The organism is Nitrosomonas sp. Nm51, assembly GCF_900111165.1.
Taxonomy (GTDB): domain Bacteria; phylum Pseudomonadota; class Gammaproteobacteria; order Burkholderiales; family Nitrosomonadaceae; genus Nitrosomonas.
This window is the reverse complement of the sequence record NZ_FOGH01000009.1, coordinates 47,027-67,282: the sequence shown is the minus strand read 5'-3', so window position 1 is coordinate 67,282 and position 20,256 is coordinate 47,027. Positions and strand designations below refer to the sequence as shown.

Annotated in this window: 18 protein-coding genes; 8 read left to right on the top strand and 10 right to left on the bottom strand. The window is 52.1% G+C overall.

The window, feature by feature from the left end; genetic code table 11:
- The first annotated feature begins 49 nt into the window (after positions 1-49).
- From BMY60_RS05305 to BMY60_RS05270, 8 genes are all read left to right on the top strand, one after another.
- Positions 50-1,228 (top strand): efflux RND transporter periplasmic adaptor subunit, encoded by a 1,179-nt coding sequence (locus BMY60_RS05305; RefSeq protein WP_090331884.1) that lies wholly within the window; start codon positions 50-52, stop codon positions 1,226-1,228.
- Positions 1,221-1,895 (top strand): ABC transporter ATP-binding protein, encoded by a 675-nt coding sequence (locus BMY60_RS05300; RefSeq protein ID WP_090331882.1) that lies wholly within the window; start codon positions 1,221-1,223, stop codon positions 1,893-1,895. The genes BMY60_RS05305 and BMY60_RS05300 overlap by 8 nt, the downstream gene beginning before the upstream one ends.
- Positions 1,892-3,094, top strand: coding sequence for an ABC transporter permease (locus BMY60_RS05295; protein ID WP_090331880.1), 1,203 nt, complete (start codon positions 1,892-1,894; stop codon positions 3,092-3,094). The genes BMY60_RS05300 and BMY60_RS05295 overlap by 4 nt, the downstream gene beginning before the upstream one ends.
- Positions 3,091-4,290: an ABC transporter permease gene (locus BMY60_RS05290; protein WP_090331877.1), complete on the top strand. Its 1,200-nt coding sequence runs from the start codon at positions 3,091-3,093 to the stop codon at positions 4,288-4,290. The genes BMY60_RS05295 and BMY60_RS05290 overlap by 4 nt, the downstream gene beginning before the upstream one ends.
- 182 nt (positions 4,291-4,472) lie before the next feature.
- Positions 4,473-6,011 carry an ABC transporter permease gene (locus BMY60_RS05285; RefSeq protein ID WP_090331876.1) on the top strand — a complete coding sequence of 513 codons (1,539 nt, stop codon included), beginning with the start codon at positions 4,473-4,475 and terminating at the stop codon, positions 6,009-6,011.
- Positions 6,008-8,062, top strand: coding sequence for an ABC transporter ATP-binding protein (locus BMY60_RS05280; RefSeq protein WP_090331874.1), 2,055 nt, complete (start codon positions 6,008-6,010; stop codon positions 8,060-8,062). Before BMY60_RS05285 ends, BMY60_RS05280 begins: the two co-directional genes overlap by 4 nt.
- 1 nt (position 8,063) lies before the next feature.
- Positions 8,064-9,665, top strand: a complete 1,602-nt coding sequence (locus BMY60_RS05275) for a peptide chain release factor 3 (RefSeq protein ID WP_090331872.1) — start codon at positions 8,064-8,066, stop codon at positions 9,663-9,665.
- Positions 9,666-9,691: 26 nt separating this feature from the next.
- Positions 9,692-10,558 (top strand): YicC/YloC family endoribonuclease, encoded by an 867-nt coding sequence (locus BMY60_RS05270; RefSeq protein ID WP_090331869.1) that lies wholly within the window; start codon positions 9,692-9,694, stop codon positions 10,556-10,558.
- Between the two features lie 103 nt (positions 10,559-10,661).
- On the opposite strand, the gene BMY60_RS15965 is transcribed toward BMY60_RS05270, so the two are convergent.
- The 10 genes from BMY60_RS15965 to BMY60_RS05225 form a co-directional block, all read right to left on the bottom strand.
- A complete protein-coding gene (locus BMY60_RS15965; RefSeq protein ID WP_218141626.1) occupies positions 10,662-11,099 on the bottom strand; it encodes a formylglycine-generating enzyme family protein in 438 nt (145 codons plus the stop codon).
- Entirely contained in the window at positions 11,096-11,455 is a 360-nt protein-coding gene (locus BMY60_RS15960; RefSeq protein ID WP_218141625.1) for a formylglycine-generating enzyme family protein, read from the bottom strand. Before BMY60_RS15960 ends, BMY60_RS15965 begins: the two co-directional genes overlap by 4 nt.
- A gap of 34 nt (positions 11,456-11,489) precedes the next feature.
- The gene (locus tag BMY60_RS05260; RefSeq protein ID WP_256250696.1) at positions 11,490-11,756 is read right to left on the bottom strand and encodes a type II toxin-antitoxin system YafQ family toxin; all 267 of its coding nucleotides are present in this window, start codon (positions 11,754-11,756) and stop codon (positions 11,490-11,492) included.
- A gap of 12 nt (positions 11,757-11,768) precedes the next feature.
- The gene (locus tag BMY60_RS05255) at positions 11,769-12,032 is read right to left on the bottom strand and encodes a type II toxin-antitoxin system RelB/DinJ family antitoxin (protein ID WP_090331865.1); all 264 of its coding nucleotides are present in this window, start codon (positions 12,030-12,032) and stop codon (positions 11,769-11,771) included.
- A gap of 307 nt (positions 12,033-12,339) precedes the next feature.
- On the bottom strand, positions 12,340-13,179 hold the full coding sequence (locus tag BMY60_RS05250) for a formylglycine-generating enzyme family protein (protein ID WP_218141624.1): 840 nt from the start codon (positions 13,177-13,179) through the stop codon (positions 12,340-12,342).
- A 53-nt stretch (positions 13,180-13,232) separates the two neighbouring features.
- Complete coding sequence (locus BMY60_RS05245) at positions 13,233-13,763, bottom strand: REP-associated tyrosine transposase (protein WP_090331923.1); 531 nt, start codon at positions 13,761-13,763, stop codon at positions 13,233-13,235.
- 99 nt (positions 13,764-13,862) lie between these two features.
- Positions 13,863-14,000 (bottom strand): hypothetical protein, encoded by a 138-nt coding sequence (locus BMY60_RS05240; protein WP_218141623.1) that lies wholly within the window; start codon positions 13,998-14,000, stop codon positions 13,863-13,865.
- Between the two features lie 75 nt (positions 14,001-14,075).
- Positions 14,076-17,225, bottom strand: a complete 3,150-nt coding sequence (locus BMY60_RS05235) for an efflux RND transporter permease subunit (protein WP_090331861.1) — start codon at positions 17,223-17,225, stop codon at positions 14,076-14,078.
- Positions 17,218-18,564 carry an efflux RND transporter periplasmic adaptor subunit gene (locus BMY60_RS05230; protein WP_090331859.1) on the bottom strand — a complete coding sequence of 449 codons (1,347 nt, stop codon included), beginning with the start codon at positions 18,562-18,564 and terminating at the stop codon, positions 17,218-17,220. Before BMY60_RS05230 ends, BMY60_RS05235 begins: the two co-directional genes overlap by 8 nt.
- Positions 18,557-19,846: a TolC family protein gene (locus BMY60_RS05225; RefSeq protein ID WP_090331857.1), complete on the bottom strand. Its 1,290-nt coding sequence runs from the start codon at positions 19,844-19,846 to the stop codon at positions 18,557-18,559. Before BMY60_RS05225 ends, BMY60_RS05230 begins: the two co-directional genes overlap by 8 nt.
- Positions 19,847-20,256 lie beyond the last annotated feature (410 nt).

The window sequence follows — 20,256 nt, the reverse complement described above, 5'->3', positions numbered from 1 at the left end:
ATATCCCGTTTAAGAATACAAACAATAGCGCGCCCGCAATTATTCAACTATGCCACAATCCAGGAAAATATTCCGCCTGACCGCGTACGGCGGTTCCATTGCCTTGATCCTCAGTGCGGTCTGGTATTTCACCCGGCCGCAGCCCCCTGAGGCTGAATTCGCCGCCGTGACCTATGGTAGTGTGGAAGCCACAGTTGTCAATACGCGTGCCGGCACAGTCAAAGCCTGCCAGCGCGCCAAACTGGCGCCTGCGCTCGGCGGCCAGATTGCCCGTATTCTCGTCGAAGAAGGCGACAGTGTCGAGCAGGATCAGGTTTTACTCGAACTATGGAATGCGGATCTCATCGCGCAACGGGAACTTGCCGAACGCCAGCTCGCGATGGCGCAGGAACGCCATCGGGAAGCCTGCATTCTGGCTGAGAATGCATGGCGGGAATCGCAGCGGACACAGCAGCTGGTCGACAAAGGCTTTATCAGCCCACAGGCCGCAGAAGACGCTGACGCCAACGCGCGTGCGCGCCAGGCCAGCTGCGATGCAGCGTTATCCGACATCAAGCGGGCAAAAGCGCAGATCCGCGTCACCCAGGCCGGTCTCGAACGTACTGTGCTTAAAGCACCTTTTGCAGGTATTGTTGCAAAAATAACCGGTGAAATCGGGGAATATGCCACGCCTTCACCGCCTGGCATCGCCATGCCGCCCGTGATCGATCTGATCGACACCAGCTGCCTGTACGTGACGGCGCCCATGGATGAAATCGACGCACCCAGGATCAAACTCGGTCAGCCAGCGCGCATTACACTGGACGCCATGCCGGAAATATCTTTTTCGGGTCTGGTCAGCCGTATCGCTCCTTATGTCACGGAAGTCGAAAAGCAGGCCAGAACCGTCGATATTGAGGTCAATTTCACCGATTTTCCGGATAATCCACTGCTGGCGGGCTACAGCGCCGACGTCGAGGTGATACTTGACAGCCGCGAGCATGTACTGCGCATACCGACTCAGGCGTTACGTCAGAACAATCAAGTCTGGCTGCTCGGTCCAGACAATACACTCATAGCACGGCAACTGGAAACAGGCTTGGCGAACTGGAGCTTCACCGAAGTCGTCAACGGCATCAAAGACGGGGACCGGGTGCTGATTTCATTCGATCTCGATGAAATCAAACCAGGCATCGCCGTACGGCCTAAACAGCCTAAAGAACCCGACACCCCTCTGTATTATGATTGAGCTCACCGGCATTACGCGCATTTTCCGCATGGGCGGGCAAACCATTTATGCGTTAAATCAAATCGATCTTGAAATACAGGATGGTGGATATGTAGCCATCATGGGGCCATCCGGCTCGGGTAAATCAACGTTGCTGAATGTGATCGGCTTGCTCGACAGGCCGGACAGCGGCAGTTACCAGCTCGACGGCAGGACGGTCACTGATTTATCGGAACCCGAACAGGCGCAGTACCGCCGTGAAAAAATCGGGTTTGTGTTTCAGTCGTTTCATCTGGTTCCGCGTTTGACGGCTGCCGAGAATATCGAGCTGCCTCTGGTTCTCAGTGGCCTGGCACCCAGCGAACGCAAGTTGCGCGTAAACGAAGCGTTGCGTGCATTTGACCTCTCGGATCGCGCCACTCACCGGCCATCTGAATTATCCGGCGGACAGCGGCAGCGCGTCGCCATCGCCCGCGCCACCATTATGCAACCGACAGCCATACTGGCTGATGAACCAACCGGAAATCTGGATCATCGAATTGGCGCGGAAGTTATTGCGTTACTGGAGAATCTGCATAAAACCGGCACTACGCTGATAGTTGTTACACATGACCGTGAACTCGGCGACCGTGCGCACCGTCAACTGATACTGCGTGACGGAAAAATTATTGCTGATAAAAAAGCATGACGCTGGCTGATACATTTCATTTATCGCTTAAAACAGTACTCAGTTACCGCCTGCGCTCAGTTTTGATTATTCTGGCCATGACACTGGGTGTTGCAGCCGTTGTCGTGCTAACTGCATTGGGCGACGGCGCCCGGAATTATGTCGTGAACCAGTTTTCTTCGATCGGTACCAATTTGCTTGTTGTCATGCCCGGCCGGGCGGAAACATCCGGCGCTTTCCCCGGCGCCGTACTGGGACAGACCCCGCGCGATTTGACGCTGAAAGACGCGCAGCTGCTTGGCAGACTGTCGCAAGTCAGGCGGTATGCGCCGTTGAATGTTGGCGAAGCGGAGCTTTCTGCCGCAAACAGGCTGCGCGAAGTAACCGTGCTCGGCAGCAATGCGGATCTCATTCCCATACGGCATATGAAGCTGGCGCAAGGCAGTTTTCTGAAGCGTGGTGCTGACTACAGCGCCCAGATCGTACTCGGTTCTCAACTCGCTCGTGAATTCTTTCCGCGCACGCAAGCTATCGGGCAGCGCGTCAGACTGAATGAGCGCCGTTTCCTGGTATCCGGCATACTCGCCCCCCAGGGGAAAACCATGGGCCACAATACCGACGAAATCGTGATCATACCGGTCAAACAGGCGCAGTCACTATTCAACACCACATCCTTGTTCCGGATACTGGTCGAAGCCAAAAGCCACGATGCCATAGAGCCGGCCAAAGAAGCCATACTGGAAACACTGAAACAAAGTCACGACGGCGAGGAAGATATCACTGTCATTACGCAAGATGCGATCCTGGCAACATTCGACCGGATTTTGCATGCATTGACGCTTGCTGTTGCGGGTATTGCCGCGATCAGTCTGATTGTTGCGGGTATTCTGGTGATGAACGTCATGCTGGTGGCCGTGAATCAGCGCACCTCGGAAATCGGGCTATTGAAAGCGATAGGCGCGCCTGCTGCGGATATCCGTTTTTTGTTTTTTGCCGAAGCAATGTGGCTGTCTACGGCAGGCGCAGTGTTCGGCTTTCTGCTGGGCCAGCTGGGCAGTCTCCTGCTGCGTCTGGCATACCCGGATTTGCCTGCCTGGGCACCCGTATGGGCAAGTGTGGCCGGTATTCTGGTCGCCCTGATTACCGGTATTCTGGCCAGTATTCTACCGGCTAACAAGGCCGCACGTCTGGACCCCGTTCAGGCGCTGGGCAAACAATGAACACAATTGATACACTGCACTTTGCCTTCCGCTCTCTGACCGCGCATCGCCTGCGCACCGCTTTATCGGCTTCAGGTATTGCTATCGGCATCGCCGCGGTCATCCTGTTAACCGCCATCGGCGACGGGGTACAGCGCTTTGTATTATCTGAATTCACTCAATTCGGAACCAATATCATCACCATCACTCCCGGCAAAATCACAACGCACGGCGGATCGCTGGGCGCTATCGGCAGTGCGCGCCTGTTGACCATCGACGACGCGGTTGCGCTGGGCAATTCCCATTATGTACAGTATACCAACGCAAGTGTTATGGGCAATGCGGAAATCAAGGCCAACGGACTCGGCAGGCGCGTTACGTTGTACGGCCAGAGCCCCGATTTTTCGCGCGCATTCAATATGCAGGTTGCTATCGGCCGATTCCTGCCCGATGACGATCCGCGTAATCCGCGCGCTTATGCTGTACTCGGCGCCAAGGTACATCAGGAATTGTTCGGCAGCGATAACCCTTTGGGCGAAATTCTTCAGGCCGGAGGATCCCGTTTCCGGATCATCGGCGTCATGGCGCCGAAAGGACATGTGCTTGGATTCGACCTGGATGACACAGTGTACATACCAACCACACGGGCGCTGGAAGTTTTTAACCGGGAAGGCGTGATGGAAATCAATATATCCTATCGGCCCGATGCACCCTTGGAAGCCGTTGTCGATGCGCTGAAGGATATTCTTACCGCACGGCACGGGCGCGAGGACTTTACGGTGACACCGCAACAGCAAATGCTCAGCACGCTCTCAACCGTTCTGAACGTACTCAAATTCGCTGTTGCAGCTTTGGGCGGTATTTCTCTGCTGGTAGGTGCTGTCGGTATGGTGACATTGATGCATATCGCAGTCGCGGAACGTGTGGCTGAAATCGGATTATTAACCGCACTGGGAACGACGCGCGCGCGTATACGTATTCTGTTTTTGATTGAGTCGACCGTGTTATCAACGCTGGGGGGGCTGGCGGGACTTGCCGCCGGTTCGAGTCTGGCCGGTTTGCTTAAAATTTTTGTGGTCAACTTGCCCGTGAATATACCCTGGGACTATGTTCTGGGCGCTCTGGCCATCTCCATACTGATAGGCCTGGCGGCCGGTGTGGTCCCTGCCATGCGCGCCGCCCGACTGAATCCGGTCGATGCGCTGCATACCGAGTAAGCTGTATTGGCAGTCTTCAGACAATATGCGCCCAAAGCCCGTTCAGAAAAAGGTGCCCGGGACGTCAGGCTGACGCATGATCGGCCGGATCGTGACAAGTTAATGGTGAACCGGACACAATTATGTTATAACCACTGACCTGACACATCCATCTTTGATTTTGCCACCTGGTTTGAACAGAAATGCCATTTAAACCCGTTATTCTCTGGACAGATGCACTGGTTTTTCTAGTGGTTTTTATCGTGCTCGTTACCATATGGCATGTCCGCAGCAATGAACATTTACTTGCGCCATGGAGAAGAGTCGGACACAGCGCCAGCGGCATGTCCGCACTTACCGTTTTACTGGTTTTTATTTTTATCGGATTGCTGGACACGCTGCACTTCCGGCCCGCTCTGCCGCATACAGACAGTGCCGGAAAAAGTGTATACAGTGTTGAAGTGCTCAGCGTGCTCGATATCATGCTCACACCGTTGCGAGCCAACGTTGAAAAAACATATTCGGCGCCACTGGCAACGCATTTACATACCAAAGAAACCGTCGATCTGCCAGACGGCAGCCAGATACGCACTTTTGCCAGACTTGAATTCGGCGGCGCGCACCTTCAAAACCCGGAAACAGAGCATCTGCAGGATATCGGCTGGCGCGCTGCCGCCGGTGCCGGCCTGGGATTACTGGTGTGGTGCGGTCTGCATGCCATACTTTGCCTGCTGATGGCGCGCCGTTCAAGCAATAATTTTGCGCAGTGTTTTCAGGCCGTCTGGCGGCGTACCACAGAAATTCCCTGGTACGCCGTTCTCATTACGCTGGCGATTATCACCGTTCTGACCGGTGTTATCGGCATGCTTGCTGCACACTATCATGTACTGGGTACCGACAAGGTCGGACAGGATGTGCTGTATCTTTCACTCAAGAGTATACGCATAGCGCTGATCATCGGCACCCTGACCACTTTAATCATGCTACCTTTCGCATTACTGCTGGGTATAGCGGCGGGCTATTTCCGCGGCTGGATCGACGATGTGATTCAGTATATTTACACCACGTTGAATTCAATCCCCAGTGTTCTGTTGATTGCCGCAACCGTTCTCATGATGCAGGTCTACATTGAGACCCATCCGGAAATGTTTGATACGATCGCTGCACGCGCCGATATCCGTCTGCTTTTTTTATGTATTATACTGGGGATTACCAGCTGGACCAGCCTGTGCCGGTTATTGCGCGGAGAAACGCTGAAGCTGCGGGAAATGGAATATATTCAGGCCGCGCACGCGTTCGGCGTTTCACACTGGCGCATCGTCAGCCGCCATATTCTGCCCAATGTCATGTACATTGTCCTGATTGCCACTGTGATGGATTTCAGCGGCCTGGTGCTCGCCGAAGCCGTACTGTCATATGTCGGCGTAGGCGTTGACCCTTCCATGATCAGTTTCGGCACCATGATCAATGCGGCACGTCTGGAAATGGCCCGGGAGCCCATGGTATGGTGGGCCTTGCTGGCTGCGTTTGTATTCATGTTTACCCTGGTGCTGTGTGCAAACCTGTTTGCGGACGCGGTGCAAAAAGCACTCGATCCGCGCATCAAAACGTATCGGCATTACAATCATCCAGCAAACACAGGCCATAGCGCTGCTCCCGCAACAACGCAACAGGCTGCTGCAACACAGTCAACTGCCACACCGGCCTCAGCCGGTACTGTCAACCGACCGCCGCAGCCATGAGCGCTCTCCTGGAAATAGAAAATCTGAAAACGGTACTGCACACCGGCGGCAATCCGGTGCGCGCTGTCGATGGACTTTCGTTAGCCATCAATAAAGGAGAGACTTTCGCCCTGCTTGGGGAATCAGGCTGCGGCAAATCCATGACGGCACTGTCCATCATGCGGTTATTGCCCGACACAGGCGAGATTCTGTCGGGCACGGTCAAACTCAGCGGCAACGACATCCTTCAGTTACCCGAAACTTTGATGCGCCGGATCCGCGGCAAACTGATCAGCATGATCTTCCAGGAACCCATGCTCAGCCTCAATCCGGTCATGACCATTGCGGATCAGATTAATGAAGTGTTAAAACAGCATTTAAGGCTGAATAACGAAGACGCGCAACACCGTATCACGGAACTGCTGGAACAGGTCGGCATTCCTGACGCACAGCGGAGAATGCATGAATTTTCATTTCAGTTTTCAGGCGGCATGAAGCAACGGGCGATGATCGCCATGGCACTCGCTGGCCAGCCGGAACTGTTGATTGCGGACGAACCCACGACCGCACTTGATGTCACCATCCAGGCGCAGGTGCTGGCGCTGCTGCGCCGGGTGCAGCGGCAACGTCACATGGCCATTTTACTGATTACGCACGACCTTGGCGTCGTCAGCGAAATGGCGCAGGTCGTTGCGGTCATGTATGCGGGAGAAATCGTCGAACAAGCCCCGCGGCAAAGCTTTTTCGCACAGCCTGCGCACCCGTATTCACAGCAGTTGTTCGCATCACTTCCGGCGAAACAAAAACGCCATCAGGAACTGGCTGTCATCAGCGGCACGGTACCCTCGCTGTCACGGAAATTTACAGGCTGCCGCTTTGCAGACCGGTGCACGTATGCTCTTGCACGCTGTCACGATACCGAACCGCAATGGCACGCCATTGCCGGCAACCATAAAGTCCGCTGTCATCTTTACGATCCGGCTGCAGCGCCTGTCCAAGACAAACCGATTTCCGGTACCGCTTTGAAAACTGCAGCGGCACCGCCGCAATCACCGGCCAACGAACCTTTGTTGCAAGTCGCCGGGCTTAAGGTTCATTTCCCGATACGCAAAGGACTGTTCAAACGCGCAGTCGGACAAGTCAAGGCTGTCGATGGCGTCTCACTGAACATCTTTGCAGGAAAAACGCTGGCGCTGGTCGGCGAATCGGGTTGCGGAAAAACCACTGTCGGTAAAAGCATTCTCCAGCTGATTGAACCGACGGCGGGCAATGTCCGCTATAACGGCAACGAACTGATAGGCATGCGACGTGAACAGTTACGCCCGTTACGCTCACAGCTTCAATTCGTATTTCAGGATCCTTATTCTTCACTGAATCCGCGGATGCGTATCATCGATATTATTGAGGAAGGCATGAATGCACTGAATATCGACGCACCGGCAGTGAATTCGCAGGCATCGCAGACACCACTGTCGCGCGAAAAAGCAATCGATGCACTACTTGATTGCGTTGGTTTGCCTAGTGAAGCCAAGTGGCGCTATCCACATGAATTCTCAGGCGGCCAGCGTCAACGGATAGCAATCGCCAGAGCGCTGGCGGTCAATCCCAGACTGCTGATCTGCGACGAACCGACCAGTGCGCTGGACGTCTCGGTTCAGGCGCAGATTTTGAATCTGCTGAACACATTGCAGGACGAATTCCGGCTCGCCTTTTTGTTCATTACGCATAACATTTCGGTTGTCGAATATCTGGCTGATGAAATCGCCGTCATGTACCTGGGCCGTATTGTTGAATGCGGGCGAATTGACGAAGTGATTGAAAATCCCCTGCATCCGTATACCCAGGCGTTATTGTCCGCCGTTCCGGTCATCGATGCATCCTCCGCTGTATCCATGATAAAATTGAAAGGTGATTTGCCCTCCCCCGCCTCGCCACCGGCCGGCTGCCATTTTCACCCGCGATGCCCGCATGCCATGCCTGTCTGCAGCCAGTCTTATCCGGCAGTCAGCACAATCAGCCCAACGCACTATACACATTGTTATCTTTATTCACAGGAGCACGATACCGACTGACATGAGCATTAGAAATGAAGCTACGCGGCGGCGCACGTTCGCCATTATTTCCCATCCGGATGCAGGTAAAACGACGCTTACTGAGAAACTGCTAATGTATGCCGGAGCAATTCATATCGCCGGCAGCGTCAAAGCACGCAAAGCCAGCCGGCACGCCACCTCGGACTGGATGGAAATCGAAAAGCAGCGTGGCATTTCCGTAGCCAGCTCGGTCATGCAAATGGAATACCGCGACTGCGTGATCAATCTGCTGGATACGCCCGGCCACCAGGATTTCTCGGAGGATACCTACCGGGTGTTGACCGCCGTCGATGCGGCACTAATGGTGATTGACGCCGCCAACGGCGTCGAGGAGCAGACCTTGCGCCTGCTGGAAGTCTGCCGTGCACGGTATACACCGATATTGACCTTTATCAATAAAATGGACCGCGAGGTGCAGCCGCCACTTGATCTGATCGACGAAATTGAACGCACGCTCGGCATGGATGCGGTGCCTTTCACCTGGCCGATCGGCATGGGCCGCGCTTTTCAGGGCGTATACGATCTGCGCAAACAGGGGCTGCGTGTTTTCAAACCGGGCGCCGACCGTGCCGGCACCGCAGACGAGTTCATCACAAATCTGGACGATAACGATGTACGAATGCGTTTCGGCTCCGCCCTGAGCGACGCGCAGCAGGAAATCGAACTGATTGAAGGCGCCACGCACACATTTGACCACGCGGCGTTTCTTGCCGGTCGGCAGACTCCGGTTTTCTTTGGTTCTGCTATCAATAATTTCGGCGTACGCGAAGTGCTGGACGCGCTGGTAGACCTGGCGCCGCCACCCGAACCCCGCCAGGCGATGCAACGCGAAGTACTGCCCGATGAGCAGAAATTTTCCGGCGTCGTCTTTAAAATCCAGGCCAATATGAACCCGGCGCACCGCGACCGCATTGCTTTTTTACGCATCTGTTCCGGTCAGTTCAAGCGCGGCATGAATCTTAAAGTCGCACGCAGCGGCAAAGATATCCGCACCAACACCGTGGTGTCGTTTTTATCGCAGCGCCGCGACATTCTTGAAGAAGCCTATCCCGGCGATATTATCGGCATACCCAATCACGGCACCCTGCAGCTCGGCGACACCCTGACCGAGGGTGAATCGCTGCAGTTTACCGGCCTGCCCTTTTTTGCGCCGGAAATTTTCCGCACAGTCGAAGTGGCCGACCCGCTGCGCAGCAAACAGCTCAAACTCGGGCTGACGCAGCTCGGCGAAGAAGGTGCGATCCAGGTATTCCGTCCGCATCTCGGCAACATGCTGCTACTCGGCGCGGTAGGCATTCTGCAATTTGAAGTTGTCGCGCACCGGCTGCAGCATGAATACGCCGTCGCCGCCCGGATCGCACCGGCCAAATATCAGCTGGCGCGCTGGGTGACGGCGGACGATCCGCGCGAACTGCAGCGCTTTATAGAAGCCAACGCCCACCGCATTGCCTATGACGCTGTAGACGCGCCGACATTTCTGGCTTCATTCGGCGCTGAAATCAGCGTCGCCGAAGAAAACTGGCCGTCCGTGCAGTTTCATAAAATGCGCGAGCATGCCGGGCTGGTTTTTCAAACGCAATAATTTTTTACACACAGGACACATTCCCTATGATCAGCAGCATGACCGGTTATGCAAACCGGTCGCAATCCACTCCCGACGGCACACTGACGCTGGAATTACGCGCGGTCAACAATCGTTTTCTGGATATTCAGTTACGCCTGCCGGACGATTTTCGGGCGCTGGAGCCCAAAATCCGCGAGCACATCGCGCAACAGTTATCCCGCGGAAAAATCGAATGCCGCCTGAACTTCACGCCGCATTCGGCCATTGAAAATCCGCAGGCACTCAATTCGGCGTTACTGCAAAAACTGCTGGAATTAAACACAGCAGTCAAAACCTCATTGCCTGAAACCGCCGGTTTGTCTGTTGCCGAGATTTTGAACTGGCCCGGCATGCTCGGCAACAACACGCTGTCCACCGGTACATTACATCAAAGCACGCTTACACTGTTGCAGGCGGTTCTGCCGGACTTAAAAGCGGCCCGTATGCGCGAAGGCGAGAAACTGCAAGCGGTATTGCTTGAGCGCGTTACCCGTATGCGCCAGCATGTCGCCGCAATTCTGCCGCGCATACCCGCCTTGATCGCAGCATTCGAGGAAAAACTCAGCACGCGCCTGCAAGAGGCGCTTAACCATCTTGATGACGAACGCATCCGCCAGGAAATCACCATTTACGCCGCCAAAATCGACATCGACGAAGAACTTTCCCGCCTGCAAACCCACCTGGACGAAGTCGAACGCATTCTGAACACCGGCGGAACCGTCGGCAAGCGCCTCGATTTTCTGATGCAGGAACTCAACCGCGAGGCGAATACCATCGGCTCCAAATCCGTCGATATCGACATCTCCAAAATCGCCATGGAACTAAAGGTCCTGATTGAACAGATGCGTGAGCAGGTACAGAATATTGAATAAAAAAGTTTTGTAGGATGCTTTGTAGGGTGCCAATAAGCGCAGCGCATTGCGCCTTAAAGATGCGCCCAATGGTGCAATGCCCCTTGGTTATTGCACCCTACGATTATCGAGCAAGACGGAAACCAGTATTGTAGCGGCGATAAGACGGATCGAAGCTGCGGCTTGCAGAACGGCAATGCATGCCGTGGAGGATCCACGAGCCGCCGCGCAACACGCGGTCGTGACCAGTATCCGGGCCTTGTGGATCGGTCACTGGTCCTGACGGGTAACCACCAAACCAGTCCTGACACCATTCCCTTACGTTGCCATGCATCTGGTACAACCCCCAGTCGTTGCAAGGCAAAGCCTTCACGTCAACTGTCTGTTCTCGGAATTCATCGCGTTGGCCATCGCTATAGGGATAATTCCCGTCGTAATTAACCAGCGACGAATCAATTTGGTCGCCCCAACAAAATGGTGTCGTTGTTCCGGCCCGGCACGCATATTCCCATTGCACTTCCGTTGGCAGACACAACTTCAATCCCGCTTTCAGGCCGTTCATTTTGGAGATAAACGCCTGCGCATCCCCCAACTGACATGTTCTACCGGCCGTTCTTCCCCTTTAAATTCACTGAGATTTTCATCCATGACTACTTGCCATAATGTCTGGGTCACAGTTGTGTCAGCAATCCAGAAACCTTTGGTTAATGTAACTTCATGTTGCGGCTCATCGTCGTTCCGTTCCGATTCATCTTTTGGCGAACCCATCAAAAATATCCCCGGCTCGCACCATCGGAACGCCTGACGCACGCTTTTATACGTGAACGCCATCCACAACCCGAATTCGTCCTCGCTCCAGTCGGACGCCCAGGCTTCGGGAAACTCATCAGGGAATACGGTATGTTTGCGGATAACCATAGCAATGAATTTTTTGCTAGTGTGCGCCCTTCATTTAGCGGAACAATTCAGCATGACAGCCGGTGCGGACTAATATAATGGTTTTCTTTTTGTTGTCAATACGATAAATCAACAACCAATCGGGTTCAATATGACATTCCCTGTAACCCGCATAATTTCCGATCAGACCATGATCCTTGTTTTTGGGCGGTAAAGGCGAGCAGGTTGCTATAAGATTGATCAGCAGTTCCAGCTTGTCGATAGTTTTGTTTTGGCGATGGAGACGTTTCAGGTCGCGCTTGAAGCGGCTGGTTGAAGCCACGGAAAACAAAGCTTAAACACCCAGTTTTTTACGTAAATCCTTAAAAGAATCAAATTTTTCCAGATCATTCGATTGTTCGGCTTCTTCCATAGCACTCAAGGTGTCCTGGTTCGGGATAACAATCTCAAATGGAATACCACCACGCATTTTGACCTGCGCGTAAAACATTCGGATGGCTTCACCTGAAGTAATTCCCAGTTGACTGAAAATGGTTTCCGCAGCCTGTTTGAGTTCCGGCTCAATCCTGACTTGTACACGGTCGTTTTTATGGCTCATTTTTGTATGCTTTAGAATTGCTCTTTGAAAGTACACCACAAATGTACTCCCTATCAAGTACGCAATCAATATTAAGAAACTGAAATAATGCTGTAATGCAGCATTACTTTAAATACATAATCAAAACGAATCGTTAAAAACTCCGGATGATTTTCCTTGATGCTTAGGTTTCACACGCACCACCCCCGCAGCCCATCCCCCGCCTGAGCCTTCGCGCGCTCCGTCGCGCTACGGTCAGCCGGCTGCTGGCCTGCTCCGGTTAACTGGTGCAATACCCTCCGGCCATTGCAGCCCGTCCTGCTTGAGCTCAGTGACCTCGGGCAAGACGAAAGCCGAAGTCGACGTTGCGAAGGGACGGATCGTCGGGGGAGCGGAAAGCAGAACGGCAGTTCCTGCCGTTGATGATCCACGAGCCGCCGCGCAACACGCGACTGTCTCCTGTATCCGGGCCTTGTGGATCGGTTACCGGCTTTGGCGAGGAATCACCATACCAGTCCTGACACCATTCCCACACGTTACCGTGCATCTGATACAACCCCCAGTCATTACATGGCAATGCTTTCACATCGACGGTTTGTTCCCGGTATTCACTGTGCTGGCCATTATTGTAGGGATAATTACCGTCAAAATTAACCAGTGATGAGTCGATCTGGTCGCCCCGGCTAAATGGCGTTGTCGTTCCGGCACGGCAGGCATATTCCCATTGCGCTTCCGTTGGCAGGCAGAGCTTCAACTCCGCTTTCAACCCGTTCATTTTGGAGATAAACGCCTGCGCATCCTCCCAACTGACAGTTTCAACCGGCCGCTCTTCACCTTGAAAACGACTCGGATTCTCGCCCATCACCACTTGCCATAACGCCTGGGTCACAGTTGTGCCGGCAATCCAGAATCCTTTGGTTAAAGTGACTTCATGCTGCGGCTCATCGTCGTCCCGTTCAGGTTCATCCTCCGGCGAACCCATCAAAAACGTCCCCGGTTCGCACCAGCGGAACGCCTGACGCACGCCTTTGTAGGTAAACGCCATCCACAGCCCGAATTCGTCCTCGCCCCAGTCGGACGCCCAGCTTTCCGGGAATTCCTCGGGAAATATGGTGTGTTTGCGGATGTTGATCATGGCATATTGTAAGGTGCAATAAGTGAAACGCATTGCACCATAGTATGTTTAATGGTGCAATGCCCTGCGGGTATCGCACCCTACTTTCACTCTTTGTAATTCGCCGTGTCCTCATTGCCACCCGCCCAATCCAGTTGGTAAACACCGTCTTCCACCAGTTTGTGGAATGTCGAATGTGGCCAATCGGCTACACGCTTGACAAGGCCATGCTTCACGGGATTGATATGCACATAATCCATATGCGCATTAAAATCGGATTCATCCCGGATTAGATGCTCCCAGAACCGCCGTTGCCAGATGCCCCGTTCGCCACGGCGTATTCGAGAAGCTCCGCGTGCTTCGTTTTGTGGCAGCCCTTTGGAAAACCCCATTTTAATCAACCGCCAGCGCGTCGCAAAATCCGCATCGTTCAACGGCAATTCGATCACGCAATGCAGATGATCCGGCAGCACAACCCAACCATGAATGACAAACGGATGCGTCTTTCGTACCACCGAAACAGATTTCCGTAACAAATCAATATGCCGCGTGAGCAAATCATTTCCTTGCCGTTGCAACAGATTCACTGTAAAAAAATAAGTCCCGCCCGGATGCCACAGGCGGCGATAATTTGGCATGCTGTCATTCCCCAAATACACATAGCAGGGTGTCAATAAGCGAAGCGCATTGCACCATAAACAAACGTCAAACTACCTAAAACTCTGACCGGCTTGAGCTCATGACCTCGGGCAAGACGAAAGCCGCCGCGCAACACGCGCCCGCCTTCGGTTTCGCGGACCTTGCGGAGAAGCCACGGACTCTGACGGATAATCATCATACCGGTCCCAATACCATTCCCAAACATTGCCATGCATTTCATATAACTCCCAGACATTCGGTGGATACCATGGCCTATACTGGATATTCAGGTGCGGTCATTTCGCCAAGCGTTACGAGACAAATTGCTTGCGCTCTTCCTGGAATTGCAGCACCAGACTGTAGATGACTGGAAACACCAGCAGCGTCAGAATAAGTACTGTAAACATACCGCCTAATACCGGCGCCGCAATGCGATGGGTGACATCTGCGCCGCTGCCGGTGGCCATCATGATGGGTATTAAGCCGATCATAGTAGAGAATGCTGTAATTGAAACTGGCCGCACACGCATAGCTGTCGCCGCTTCAACCGCTTCTTTGATTTCAGAAGGAGATAGCAGCGTCTGTTTTCGTTTGCGCAATCTGGCAATTTCGATATCGATAAAATTTAATACCATCACGCCCGTTTCGGCAGCCGTCCCGGCCAGCGCTATAAAACCAACATAGACCGCGACAGAAAGATTAAATCCGAGACCGTATACTAACCATATGCCACCAATAAGACCGAAAGGAACGGTCAGCATCACGATAATAGGTTCAACCATGTTGCGAAAGGTCAGGTAGAGTAAAAAGAAAATCAGTACAAGTGTTAACGGCACTATAATGCGAAGTTTTTCTGCAGCCCGCTCCATGTATTCGAACTGACCGGACCAGCTGATGGTGTAGCCAGCAGGAAGCCTCACCTGGTTTTCAATAAGCGTTTTTGCTTTTGTCACAAAACCGCCGATGTCAGCGGTTTTGAGGTCTACATAAATCCAGGCATTAGGACGCGCATCTTCACTTTTAATTGAAGGCGGGCCACGCCTTAGCGTAAGATCGGCCACCAGTGACAGCGGGATTTGCGCGCCGATTGGGGTAGGAATCAACGTACGCTTCAGACTCTCCAGATCATCCCGCAATTCACGTGGATAACGCAGATTGACAGGATAACGTTCCAGGCCTTCTACCGTTTCAGTAATGTTCATGCCGCCAATTGCACTTTGAATCACGTCTTGAACGTCGCCCACCGTTAAACCATAACGGGCGGATTCATCGCGTTTGATATCGAAGTCCAGATAATATCCGCCAGCGGCCCGGTCGCCAAAAGCAGATAGTGTTTCCGGCATGGTCTTCATGACTTGTTCAATCTGTTCAGACAATTGCTGCAATTTGTCCAGGTCAGGCCCGGAAACTTTGATGCCGACAGGTGTTTTAATACCGGTCGACAGCATATCGATACGTGTTTTGATTGGCATGGTCCAGGCGTTGGCTACGCCGGGGAAATTAATGGCCCGATCCATTTCAGACATCAGTTCTTGCGTAGTTTTGTTTGGATCGGGCCATTCCGAGCGGGGTTTAAGCCGAACGGTCGTTTCTATCATCGATAAGGGGGCAGGGTCCGTTGCGGTTTCGGCGCGACCGACTTTCCCAAAGACATGGTGCACTTCAGGGAAGGTCTTAATGATCTTATCAGTTTGTTGCAAAAGCTCTTTAGCTTTGGTGATGGAAATGCCGGGGAATGTACTGGGCATGTAGAGTATATCGCCCTCATCCAGCGGCGGCATAAACTCACTGCCGATTTTGGATAACGGATAAAAGGTTGAAGCCAATAGCAGCATGGCCAGTACCAATGTCACTGCCCGCCAGCGCATGGCCAGCTTGAGTATCGGCGAATGAATGAAATGCAAGAAGCGGTTGGCAGGATTTTTTTGCTCGGGAATAATTTTGCCGCGAATAAAATAACCCATCAATACGGGTATAACGGTAATAGTTAGGATGGCTGCTGCGGCCATCGCATAGGATTTGGTATAGGCCAGTGGACTGAACAGCCGGCCTTCCTGTGCTTCCATCGCAAAAACAGGTATAAATGATACGGTAATGATGAGTAATGAAAAGAACAGTGAGGGCCCTACCTCACGGGAAGCTTTGCCTATGGCCTGCCAACGTTCTCTTTTGGTTAACCCGGCCTTTTTCCTGGCGACTGCTTCACTCAGATGTTTATGGGCGTTCTCCACCATCACAATGGCGCCATCGACCATGTCGCCAATCGCGATGGCAATGCCCCCTAAAGACATGATATTGGCATTGATGCCCTGCCATTTCATAACAATAAATGCCATCAATACAGCCAGTGGCAGTGTAATAACAATGACCAGTGACGAACGCAGGTGCAGTAAAAACAAGCCAACCAGTACACAAACGATAATCAATTCCTGGACCAGCACTGTATTTAATGTAGCTACCGCGCGTTCAATCAATGCGCCACGGTCATAGACAGGAATAATCTCGACACCTTCCGGTAACCCTTGCTTGAGTCCATTCAGTTTTTCACGCACTCCCAGTATGGTCGCCTGCGCGTTATCACCATAACGCATGATGACAATACCACCGGCGACTTCGCCTTCACCGTCTAACTCGACGACACCTCGGCGCAGCTCGGGGCCGATTTGTACCTGCGCGACGTCTTCCAGGCGGATGGGCGTGCCATTGGCGTCCACACCAACCGGAATGCTTCTGATATCATCAAGCGATTGGATATAGCCTAAACCACGTACCATATACTCAGTTTCGGCCATTTCGACTACTCTGCCGCCGACATCATTATTCGAGCGTTGAATGGCATATTTCACTTTGGACAAGGGAATACCATAGGCGAGTAATGCATTCGGGTTAACTTCTATCTGATATTGTTTGACGTAACCGCCGACTGACGCGACTTCTGACACGCCCGGTACTGTTTGCAACGGGTAGCGTAAATACCAGTCCTGTATGGAACGCAATTGCGCCAGGTCGTGCTTGCCCGTTCGATCAACCAGTGCATATTCGTAAATCCAGCCGACACCGGTTGCATCCGGTCCCAGTGATGGACTGACCCCCTGCGGCAGCCGTGCATTAGCATAGTTGAGGTATTCCAGCACCCTGGACCTGGCCCAATACATATCGGTATCATCTTCGAAAATGATATAAACGAATGACAGTCCAAAGAAAGAATAACCGCGCACCACTTTTGCATGCGGCACCGCCAGCATCGCTGTGGTCAACGGATAGGTAACCTGATCCTCCACTACCTGGGGTGCTTGTCCGGGGTATTCAGTAAACACAATGACCTGTACATCCGACAGGTCTGGAATAGCGTCTAACGAAATATTTTTAAAAGACCAGTATCCTGCCGCTGCCAGTACAACTACCGCCAGCAGAACCATAAAACGATTATTTAGCGATCCATTGATGATGGCATTAATCATGTTGATGCGGTCCTTCCTCTATCTGTAACGGGTTGGGTCTGGAGTCTTTTTCTTTTAGTCCCGGTTTTATCATTTTGGCTGTGGCTTCACGCAAACTGGATTCAGAATCAATCAGGAACTGGGATGAAGTAACGACTTCCTCACCTTCATTCAATCCATGCAGCACAACCACTTTTCCATCAGCTGCCACGCCTGTTGTAATTGTCCGCGGTTCAAATTTTCCAGCGCCACGCGCAACCAGTACCTTGTCGCGTGTGCCTGAACGGATGACCGCCTCGGACGGAATCACTAATGCACTTTTTTGTTTGCTTGCATAGATTGACACTTCGGCGAACATGTCCGGTTTTAATAACGATTCGGTATTTTTAAAATCAAGACGCACTTTGATTGTGCGTGTTTTGGCTTCGGCATATGGGTAAATGAAGGCCAGGTGTCCTCTGAAAACACGTCCGGGAATGCCTGCCAGCCGCATTTCAACCAGATCGCCCAATTGCACCCAGGGCAATTCATTTTCGTAGATATCGGCATATACCCAGACTGCGGACAAGTCAGCGATCATGTAAATCTCAGTAGCTGGCGTCACGTATTGGCCTTCTCGGGCGCCTACATTAACCACAATGCCGGAAGCCGGGCTATGAATATGCAAGGTTTTATGTATGTTATGGTCTTGTGTCAGATCATGCAGTTGATGTTGCGGAACATCCAGGAGTTTTAGCCGTTCGAGCGCGCTGCTGGCCAGTTCTTCCGCACCGCGGCGAATGTCTGCAATGGGACTTTGTTTTAGTATGTGAAGATGGTTTAAGGCCAGGACATATTCCTGCTGGCTGACAACCAGCTGGGGAGAATAAATACTCAGTAAATTCTGATTCTTCCTAACCTCCTCACCGGTTTTGTCTACACGCATGGTTTCAATCCACCCTTCGACTTTAGGATGTAACCGAACGATACGTTCTTCATCATAGCCCACCCGGCCGACTGTTCGAACGATATGCGACAGCACGTCTCTTTTAACAATCGCAGTACGCACCCCTATATTTTGCGCAACGACCGGATCAATTTTGACTGTACCCGCTGGCTGACCGTCTTCACCGTTATTGTCGGCGTAAACCGGTATATAGTCCATGCCCATTGTATCTTTTGCGGGAACGGGAGAGGTAATCAATGGATTCATCGGGTTACGGTAGAAAAGCGGTTGCCTGTTTTGTTCCGAGTGCACAGCCTGGCTGTTTCCCTGCTGGTGCTGTGTGACCGCCGGCTGTATATAATCGTTAGCCAACCAGCCCCCACCGACACCTATTATCAACATCACAACAGCAACGATTATTAATGGTTTATTCATAAATTTCTTCCTTGCCAACTGCGGCCACTAATTTTGCCAAAGCCTGATTGGCTTCAGCAAAAGCACTCCAATATTGCAGCTCATTATTTAATAAAGTAATCTGGCTGCGGACCAGATTCAAAAAATCGACTTTGTTGACCTGATAACCAACCAGCATGGATGCCACAGTCTGTCTTGCCTGAGGAATAATCCCGGTTTTGAACAATACCGTCTGTTTCGAGGCGCGTTGAAAATCGCTATAGCTTTGTGAGATCTCGGCACGCACCTTATTCCATTCGTCCTGTAGCATATATTTCTGCTGCATCAACTCACTGTTTCGCTGATCGACTGCCTTCGCTTGCTTGCGGTCCAAAAAAATCGGAACGTTCATACTCAAACCAAGGGTTAAAAAATCATCCCGATCAATACCTGCTGGGTTGTCACGCCGGAATCCATAAGAAGCCCGTAACTTAAAGTCCGGATAAAAATCTTTTTTAGCCAGATCAACACGGGCCCTTGCAGCATTGACAGACTCATGTTTCGATGCCAGCAGAGCTCTGGAGTGTTCGGCCAGTTGGTACAATGCCGTTTCAGAAAGAATGGCCGGCAATTCTTCTGCTATTTCTTCAAGTAATGTTATTGATTGGTTGGCAGCTCTATCCAGTAATACATTCAGTTTCGCAACGGAATTATGTCGCGCGCCCTCCAGCCTGAGCTGTTGATCCAGTAGTTTGGACAGTTCCAGTTGTGCCAATAAAATATCTTGCTGCAGCCCTTCACCCACTTCATATTTTGTACGTGTGATCTGAATAAACTGCTCCAGCAGCAGCTGATTGTCTTTTACGACTTGTAGCGCATGGTCCAGGTAGAAAATTTGCCACCAGACCTGTTTAACGTTACTGAGTAACCACCACCGCGCTTCCGTTACATTCTCGAATGCAGCTTTTGCTTCAAAACTTGCCGCTGAGCTGCGTAATGCCAGTTTTCCCGGAAAAGGGATTACCTGCGAAATGCCCGGGCCGATTTGCGTCATGTCCACCTGAGCAGTATTGAATGTATCGACAGGCAGATTTGCAGCACTGAAACTGATTTCAGGATCAGGCAGCGTGCCTGCCTGTGGCGGGATCGCTGCCATTGCCTCGGCGCGCGCGCGCATTTGCGCCAAATCCGGATTGTTCCGGATCGCTATTTCTGTCGCCGATTTTAGTGTTAAAAAATCATGGTCTGCTCCGGCGAACACATCGTTTACAAGTAACAACAAACCTAAAGTAACGCTGTTTAGAATAATAAGAAGTGAAAACATAATGCGCCATACTCGTAATATAAAAGCCTTAGGAGTCGTTCATAAATAACTGTAACACCTGGTTCGCATCTGGCGGGCACACTGCGGCGTTGTTCGCCGCCGCCGTAGCTTGATGACTCACCTCTCGCCTTGCATCCCGCCAGACGCGCCCAATTGTCACGCTTATTTATTCACGGCTCCTTAACGTGAAGGAAACTATGCCTTAACCTGTCAAATGCTTTTGTCGTGCATCTAGCCAGGATCAGAATGAAATTTATTCGGCCACCGATGAAATCCATCAAGCTCAATATAATAGATAGCGCCTAACCACCTTTAAGCCAGTGGGTTTCTTGTTACTGCTCAGGGTGAATTATGCGAGAGGAGGGCGTTGAAATTGTTCAGGTATAAACGAATCTGATTGAGCTGTAACC

Bases quoted from the DNA above. Each gene is read 5' to 3' on its own strand.
- BMY60_RS05305 (WP_090331884.1), top strand. From the start codon at position 50: ATGCCACAATCCAGGAAAATATTCCGCCTGACCGCGTACGGCGGTTCC.
- BMY60_RS05300 (WP_090331882.1), top strand. From the start codon at position 1,221: ATGATTGAGCTCACCGGCATTACGCGCATTTTCCGCATGGGCGGGCAA.
- BMY60_RS05295 (WP_090331880.1), top strand. From the start codon at position 1,892: ATGACGCTGGCTGATACATTTCATTTATCGCTTAAAACAGTACTCAGT.
- BMY60_RS05290 (WP_090331877.1), top strand. From the start codon at position 3,091: ATGAACACAATTGATACACTGCACTTTGCCTTCCGCTCTCTGACCGCG.
- BMY60_RS05285 (WP_090331876.1), top strand. From the start codon at position 4,473: ATGCCATTTAAACCCGTTATTCTCTGGACAGATGCACTGGTTTTTCTA.
- BMY60_RS05280 (WP_090331874.1), top strand. From the start codon at position 6,008: ATGAGCGCTCTCCTGGAAATAGAAAATCTGAAAACGGTACTGCACACC.
- BMY60_RS05275 (WP_090331872.1), top strand. From the start codon at position 8,064: ATGAGCATTAGAAATGAAGCTACGCGGCGGCGCACGTTCGCCATTATT.
- BMY60_RS05270 (WP_090331869.1), top strand. From the start codon at position 9,692: ATGATCAGCAGCATGACCGGTTATGCAAACCGGTCGCAATCCACTCCC.
- BMY60_RS15965 (WP_218141626.1), bottom strand. From the start codon at position 11,099: ATGAACGGCCTGAAAGCGGGATTGAAGTTGTGTCTGCCAACGGAAGTG.
- BMY60_RS15960 (WP_218141625.1), bottom strand. From the start codon at position 11,455: ATGGTTATCCGCAAACATACCGTATTCCCTGATGAGTTTCCCGAAGCC.
- BMY60_RS05255 (WP_090331865.1), bottom strand. From the start codon at position 12,032: ATGAGCCATAAAAACGACCGTGTACAAGTCAGGATTGAGCCGGAACTC.
- BMY60_RS05250 (WP_218141624.1), bottom strand. From the start codon at position 13,179: ATGCGTTTCACTTATTGCACCTTACAATATGCCATGATCAACATCCGC.
- BMY60_RS05245 (WP_090331923.1), bottom strand. From the start codon at position 13,763: ATGCCAAATTATCGCCGCCTGTGGCATCCGGGCGGGACTTATTTTTTT.
- BMY60_RS05240 (WP_218141623.1), bottom strand. From the start codon at position 14,000: ATGCATGGCAATGTTTGGGAATGGTATTGGGACCGGTATGATGATTAT.
- BMY60_RS05235 (WP_090331861.1), bottom strand. From the start codon at position 17,225: ATGATTAATGCCATCATCAATGGATCGCTAAATAATCGTTTTATGGTT.
- BMY60_RS05230 (WP_090331859.1), bottom strand. From the start codon at position 18,564: ATGAATAAACCATTAATAATCGTTGCTGTTGTGATGTTGATAATAGGT.
- BMY60_RS05225 (WP_090331857.1), bottom strand. From the start codon at position 19,846: ATGTTTTCACTTCTTATTATTCTAAACAGCGTTACTTTAGGTTTGTTG.